Raw genomic sequence first — 5,928 nt, forward strand, 5'->3', positions numbered from 1 at the left:
TGCTGTGGTTGCGCTCGGTAAAAATTGAGACGGAGTGTCAATGAACCCGAACACCGCGACGCCGGTGTTTGCGCTGCAACGCGGAAACAGACTGGCTCGCGCTCGTGTCCAGACCACGAGAAGCACCGAGCCAAAACAAAACTGCGAAAACAACCCCATGCACAGTAGAACGGCCCGGACCGGCTTGTGCGCGGTGACAGCCGACAGGCATTTGATGCATCGCGCAAAATGACGACCGCGCTCACGAGGCGACGGGATAAGGCCCGTCTTCAAATCGCGTGTCGTGATAGAATTTCGAGCCGACCTCGCGCGCCAGCGCGCTGCGGAAGTCGCGGCCGCCCTGCAGGCTGCGCAGCACATGCGCGAAGTCGAATTCGGGCTGCCAGCCAAGCTCCCGCCGCGCGCGCTCGTTGACATAGACGCGGTCGATCACGGGGAAGAGGTGCCATCCGCGCGCGGCATAGAGATGCGCGCACTCCGGATAGAGTTCGCGCACGAGGCCGGCAGCATCGCGCGCCAGCGCGGCGAGATGGCGTTGCTCGAACGGGCTCGTCGCCGAGACGATGTAGCGGGCGAAGCCGATGCCGGGCGCGCGTTCGACGGCGAGCAGATGGGCGCTCACGGCGTCCGCGATATCCAGCCGGCGATAGAGCAGCTCGTTGGCCTGGGCATTGTCGAGTGCGTAGGCCGACCGCATCGAGGGATCGTCGTCGTCCTCCGGGAAGAAGCGCGAGGTGCGCAGGACCACGACCGGCAAGCCGCGCTCGCGAAAGAACAGCTCGCAGAGATGTTCGGCCATCAGCTTGGTGGTGCCGTAGATGTTCTTCGGCACCGGCGGCAGCTCCTCGGTGACCCACACCGCCGCCTGTCCCGCCTCGGGCCGCAGCTGCGAGCCGAACGCGCTGGTGGTGCTGGTGAAGACAAAGCTCTTCACGCCGGCTGAAGCGGCCGCTTCGAGGAGGTTCAGCGTGCCCGTGATGTTGGTGTCAACAAAGTCCTGCTTGGCGTGCGTCGCCACATGCGGCTTGTGCAGCGTCGCAGTGTGGATCACCGCGGTGACGCCGTCCATCTGGCGCCGCACGAAGCCGGGATCGACGATCGAGCCGACGGCATCGGTGAACGGCGAGGGCTTGAGATCGAGGCCGCGGGCGGGCGACCCGCGCCCGCGGAGTATCCGGAGAATGGCTTCACCGAGGTGGCCGGCACTGCCGGTAACCAAAATTGTCATATCAGACCAAAAGCACCAACCTGCAGGCGACGGAAAGCCGCTGTTCGCTACCGAGCGTTTAGCCGACGTTTGCCGCGAATCCATCGCCTCGACGGAACAAAAAGCAAACAATTGACCGCGGAGACTGTTAGGGGGAGTGTAGGTGCTCCCAGGTCAATCCTATATTGACTAGGTAGCGAGATAGTGACGCAGATGAACAGCCCCCTCCTCGTTCTGACGACTGTAAATGCGCCGTACAGCAAGAAGCTGGACGCGCAGGCGCTTGTCGATTGTCTGCTGGATCCCACTGCGGCGAAGGCTGCCTGCGGCCCCATGTCGTCGTTTTTTGGGGACGTTGCACCCGAATTGCAGATCGCATTCGCTGAGATGCACGGCGTCAGCCACGATCAATTGGTTGCCGCAGCGAAAGCGTTCGCCGAGTTTTCGGGACAATCCTTTCCGCTCGCGGCGTAACGATGAGCGCTCAATCAGATTGGGCGCAACTTTTTCGAATTGCCTGTGCGATGATCCGGCAAGTCAATGCCGAACAGAACATCATCGATGGTTGGACGTTCGGCGGCGGCACAGCGATGATGCTGCAGATCGATCACCGAATAAGCCAGGATGTCGATATCTTTCTCCCGGACCCTCAGGCCCTTTCCTTCCTCGATCCACAGAGGAATGACTTCAATTTGGAGATCAGGCCCGCCGACTATATAGGAGATGGAGCACGGTCTTTGAAGCTTGGCTTTGGATTTGGTCAGATCGACTTTATCGTCGCGTCATCACTAACGTCCTCGCCGACAACGGAGACGACCGTCGAAGGCGAAATGGTCCTTTTGGAGACAATCCCGGAGATCATTGTAAAGAAGGTCTATCATCGAGGCAGCAGCATCACGCCGCGCGATGTCTTTGACATAGCTGCCAGCAGTGAGACGCATGCGGAATCCATTATCAAGGAGCTGGTCCGCTACCGCGACCGCGTCGAAAGTACGCTGGCCGCAATCGACAAACTGAAGCCTGACTTTGTGGGCGCGGCGATCGATCAGCTCTCGATCAAAGACGCTTATAGGCGGATCGCGAACACAGCGCTGGAAAAGACAAAAGATCTCCTTCGCGCCGTATAGCTGGTGCAAGAGGCGGCCCTAAATCGCGGATCAACGCCCATTGCAGGTCCTCGGGGACTTCAGGCCGCGCGGCCCGCGACCCACACGTCCAAAAATGGCTCGCAGAGGCCCACCCTTATGGGGGATAGCCACCTCATGTTCGGACGCTTGGGAGAAAACTGGAGCGGGCGAAGGGGCTCGAACCCTCGACCCCGACCTTGGCAAGGTCGTGCTCTACCACTGAGCTACACCCGCATCCTGTGTCGGTCGCGTGACGCGCCGGCAACGGCTGTCGTATGCCAAAAGCGGGAGGGGAATGCAACAGCTACCGGCGGCCTCAATTCGCAATTGGAGGCCCCTTTTGTACCATGAATGCGACCAAACCGCCCGAAAGGGCCCCGGAACCGGCGAATCGGAGGGCCCGGATTGAAATTCGGCCGCCCCGGCCCAATTTAGGAGCCGACAACAAGCATATGATGTGGCGGCGTGCTAAAGAGCCACCATTCCAGACATGACGAGGGGATCCCGTGACGATCATCGACCAGGGCAACGGAGCGGCGGGCCCGGCGGCGGCCGACCTGATCAAGGACACCACCACCCAGAGCTTCGTGAAGGACGTCATCGAGGAATCGAAGCGCCAGCCGGTGCTGATCGATTTCTGGGCGGAGTGGTGCGGGCCCTGCAAGCAGCTGACCCCGGTGCTGGAGAAGGCGGTGAAGGCGGCCAAGGGCAAGGTCAGGCTGGTCAAGATGAACATCGACCAGCACCCGGCGATTCCCGGCCAGATGGGCATCCAGTCGATCCCGGCCGTGATCGCCTTCGTCAACGGCCAGCCGGCCGACGGCTTCATGGGCGCGGTCCCCGAGAGCCAGGTCAATGCCTTCATCGAGCGGCTGACCAAGGGCGTCACGGCGCCGGGCGAGGTCAACGTCGCCGAGATCGTGCAGGAGGCCGAGGCGGTGCTCGCCGAGGGCGGCGCGGCGGCGGCCGCACAGATCTACGCCGAGGCACTGCAGCACGATTCGACCAATATCGCGGCCCTCGCGGGCCTCGCCAAATGCTACGCCGTCTCCGGCGCGATGGAGCAGGCCAAGCAGACGCTGGCCATGGTGCCGGAATCCAAGCGCAACGACCCCGCCGTGAAGGCCGTGCAGACCGCGATCGATCTCGCCGAGCAGGCGCAATCCCTCGGCCCGGTCGCCGAGCTGGAACAGAAGGTCGCCGCAAATCCGCTCGATCATCAAGCCCGCTTCGACCTCGCCACCGCGCTCAACGCGCAAGGCAACCGCGCTGCTGCCACCGAGCAGCTGCTCGAGATCATCAAGCGCGACCGCAAATGGAACGACGACGGCGCCCGCAAGCAGCTGGTGCAGTTCTTCGAGGCCTGGGGCGGCACGGATGATGCAACCGTCGAGGGACGCAAGCGTTTGTCGACGATCCTGTTTTCATAGAGACGCGCTGGCGAGGCCAGGGGGACCGGGCAGATGCCGATCAACGTCGAATATCGCGGGCCCGCCGACCTCCCGGAGATCATTCCGGTGTTTCCGCTGCCGGGCGCGCTGCTGCTGCCCCGCGGCCAGATGCCGCTCAACATCTTCGAGCCGCGCTACCTCGCGATGGTCGACGATTCCTTCCGCGACGGCCACCGCCTGATCGGCATGATCCAACCGGACGCGGCGCACTCGCCGAAGAATTCCGACAAGCCAACGCTTTTTCGCGTCGGCTGCGTCGGCCGGATCACCCAGCTCGCCGAATCCGGCGACGGACGCTACATCCTCGAGCTCACCGGCGTGTCGCGCTTCAGGGTGGTCGAGGAGCTCGAGGTGCTCACGGCCTACCGGCAGTGCAAAGTCGACTTCTTCGCCTTCGTCGACGACTTCACCGCGCGGATGGGGGAGGAGGCGGTCGATCGCGACGCATTGCTGTCGGTGCTCGCGGACTTCCTGAAGGCGAACAATCTCAAGGTCGACTGGGAAGGCGTCGAGAGCGCGCCCAACGAGGCGCTCGTCAACGCGCTGGCGATGATGTCGCCCTATGGCCCGGCGGAGAAGCAAGCGATGCTGGAAGCGCCGGACCTGAAGACCCGCGCCGAGATCCTGATCGCCGTCACCGAGATGGACCTCGCCAAGAAACGCACCAGCGGCGATCCGCCGCTGCAGTGAGGGACCAGTCCTCCGCGAAGGCGGTGTGCTCCCTTCAGCCGTATGCGCTCCCGCGATGGCATCCGAAAATTTCTGTGCTACAGGCAGGCGAGTGCCGGAGACTCCCATGAACGCGCCCACCGAACGTCCCGAAGCCAGCGTCGATCCCAAACTGCTGGAGATCCTGGTCTGCCCCCTCACCAAGGGTCCGCTGGAGTTCGATGCGGCGAGGCAAGAGCTGATCTCGCGCAGCGCCAAGCTGGCTTATCCGATCCGCGACGGCATCCCGATCATGCTGCCGGAAGAGGCGCGCAAGATCGATTGAGGCGATGGCCGTATTGCACGACGGCCATGCGATACTCTCGGTGTCGTCCCGGGGCGCGAAGCGAGCCCGGGACCCATAACCACAGGGAGTGGTTATGACGCGAGCTGGTAACTCCGGGTCTTCGCAAAACGACATCCTGTGGCTATGGATCCCGGGCTCGCGCGACGCGCGCCCCGGGATGACAGGAGAGGTTGCCGCCCTACAACGCCTCGCCCTTCAACAGCCGCGGCACTTCGCCGGTCAGCCCTGCGGCCTGTCGGATGAAGAGGTTCTTCAGCGGCGGGGTTCGATCAACGAGGCCGAGGCCGATGTCGCGCACTGTGCGCAACAGCGTCGACTGGTTGGAGAACAGGAAGTTCAGCGAGTTGGTGGCAACGCCCATCGCCATGGTGTCGAAGCGGCGCCAGCGCTGGTAGCGTTCGAGCACGTCGGCGCCGCCGAGATCCATGCCGAGCCGAGCCGCGTCGACCACGACCTCCGCCAGCGCGGCGACGTCCTTCAGGCCCATGTTGAGGCCCTGGCCCGCAATCGGATGGATGACGTGGGCGGCGTCGCCGACCAGCGCGAGGCGCTCGGCGATGAAGGAACGCGCGACGAAATAGGACAGCGGGAAGGCGCGTGGCTTGTCGAGCGCCTTGACCTCGCCGAGATGCAGGCCGAAGCGCCGTTCGAGCTCGGCGTGGAAGTCTTCGTCGCTCAGCGCAACGATGCGCGCGGCCTCGGTTCGACGCTCGGTCCACACCAGCGACGAGCGCTTGCCCGACAGCGGCAGGATCGCGAAGGGACCTGCGGGCAGGAAATGCTCTTCGGCGCGGCCCTCGTGATCACGCTCATGGCCGACGGTGACGACGATGCCCGACTGGTCGTACTCCCAGCCGTTGGTCGCAATGCCGGCGCGCTCGCGCAGCTTCGACCTGGCGCCGTCGGCGGCCACCAGCAGGCTCGCGGCGATGACGCTGCCGTCGCCGAGCGTGACGTCGATGCCTTCAGAGCGTGCGTCGTAGGACGCCACGGTGGTGGCCCGGAGATCGATGCCCTCGGCCTCGGCGCGCGCCACCAGCGCATCGATCAAGCGGCGGTTCTCGACCATATGCGCGAAGGGCTCGCCCGGCGCGACGTCGCCGGCGAAGTTGAGGAACGCCGGGCGGG

The 5,928-nt window shown here is 64.1% G+C and carries 7 protein-coding genes and 1 tRNA gene; 5 read left to right on the forward strand and 3 right to left on the reverse strand.

Annotation, left to right across the window (positions count from 1 at the left end):
- Positions 1-241: 241 nt before the first annotated feature.
- Entirely contained in the window at positions 242-1,228 is a 987-nt protein-coding gene (locus JHD07_RS30710; protein WP_291628942.1) for an NAD(P)-dependent oxidoreductase, read from the reverse strand.
- 192 nt (positions 1,229-1,420) lie between these two features.
- Here JHD07_RS30710 and JHD07_RS30715 point away from each other — a divergent pair, with 192 nt between their 5' ends.
- On the forward strand, positions 1,421-1,681 hold the full coding sequence (locus JHD07_RS30715; RefSeq protein WP_291628944.1) for a hypothetical protein: 261 nt from the start codon (positions 1,421-1,423) through the stop codon (positions 1,679-1,681).
- Between the two features lie 2 nt (positions 1,682-1,683).
- The gene (locus tag JHD07_RS30720) at positions 1,684-2,334 is read left to right on the forward strand and encodes a nucleotidyl transferase AbiEii/AbiGii toxin family protein (protein ID WP_291628946.1); all 651 of its coding nucleotides are present in this window, start codon (positions 1,684-1,686) and stop codon (positions 2,332-2,334) included.
- Between the two features lie 159 nt (positions 2,335-2,493).
- Here JHD07_RS30720 and JHD07_RS30725 read toward each other — a convergent pair.
- Positions 2,494-2,568 (reverse strand) — tRNA-Gly (locus tag JHD07_RS30725).
- Positions 2,569-2,840: 272 nt separating this feature from the next.
- Here JHD07_RS30725 and trxA point away from each other — a divergent pair.
- The 3 genes from trxA to JHD07_RS30740 all read left to right on the forward strand — a co-directional run bounded on the left by trxA (position 2,841) and on the right by JHD07_RS30740 (position 4,779).
- Complete coding sequence (gene trxA / locus JHD07_RS30730) at positions 2,841-3,764, forward strand: thioredoxin (protein ID WP_291628948.1); 924 nt, start codon at positions 2,841-2,843, stop codon at positions 3,762-3,764.
- A 33-nt stretch (positions 3,765-3,797) separates the two neighbouring features.
- Positions 3,798-4,475 carry an LON peptidase substrate-binding domain-containing protein gene (locus tag JHD07_RS30735; RefSeq protein WP_291628950.1) on the forward strand — a complete coding sequence of 226 codons (678 nt, stop codon included), beginning with the start codon at positions 3,798-3,800 and terminating at the stop codon, positions 4,473-4,475.
- 106 nt (positions 4,476-4,581) lie between these two features.
- Positions 4,582-4,779: a Trm112 family protein gene (locus JHD07_RS30740; RefSeq protein WP_028133418.1), complete on the forward strand. Its 198-nt coding sequence runs from the start codon at positions 4,582-4,584 to the stop codon at positions 4,777-4,779.
- Positions 4,780-4,978: 199 nt separating this feature from the next.
- On the opposite strand, the gene JHD07_RS30745 is transcribed toward JHD07_RS30740, so the two are convergent.
- Positions 4,979-5,928 (reverse strand): ubiquinone biosynthesis hydroxylase (locus JHD07_RS30745; protein WP_291628954.1); only part of this gene is annotated, 950 nt, incomplete at its 5' end.

It is taken from the genome of Bradyrhizobium sp. (assembly GCF_016462955.1).
Lineage (GTDB): Bacteria > Pseudomonadota > Alphaproteobacteria > Rhizobiales > Xanthobacteraceae > Bradyrhizobium.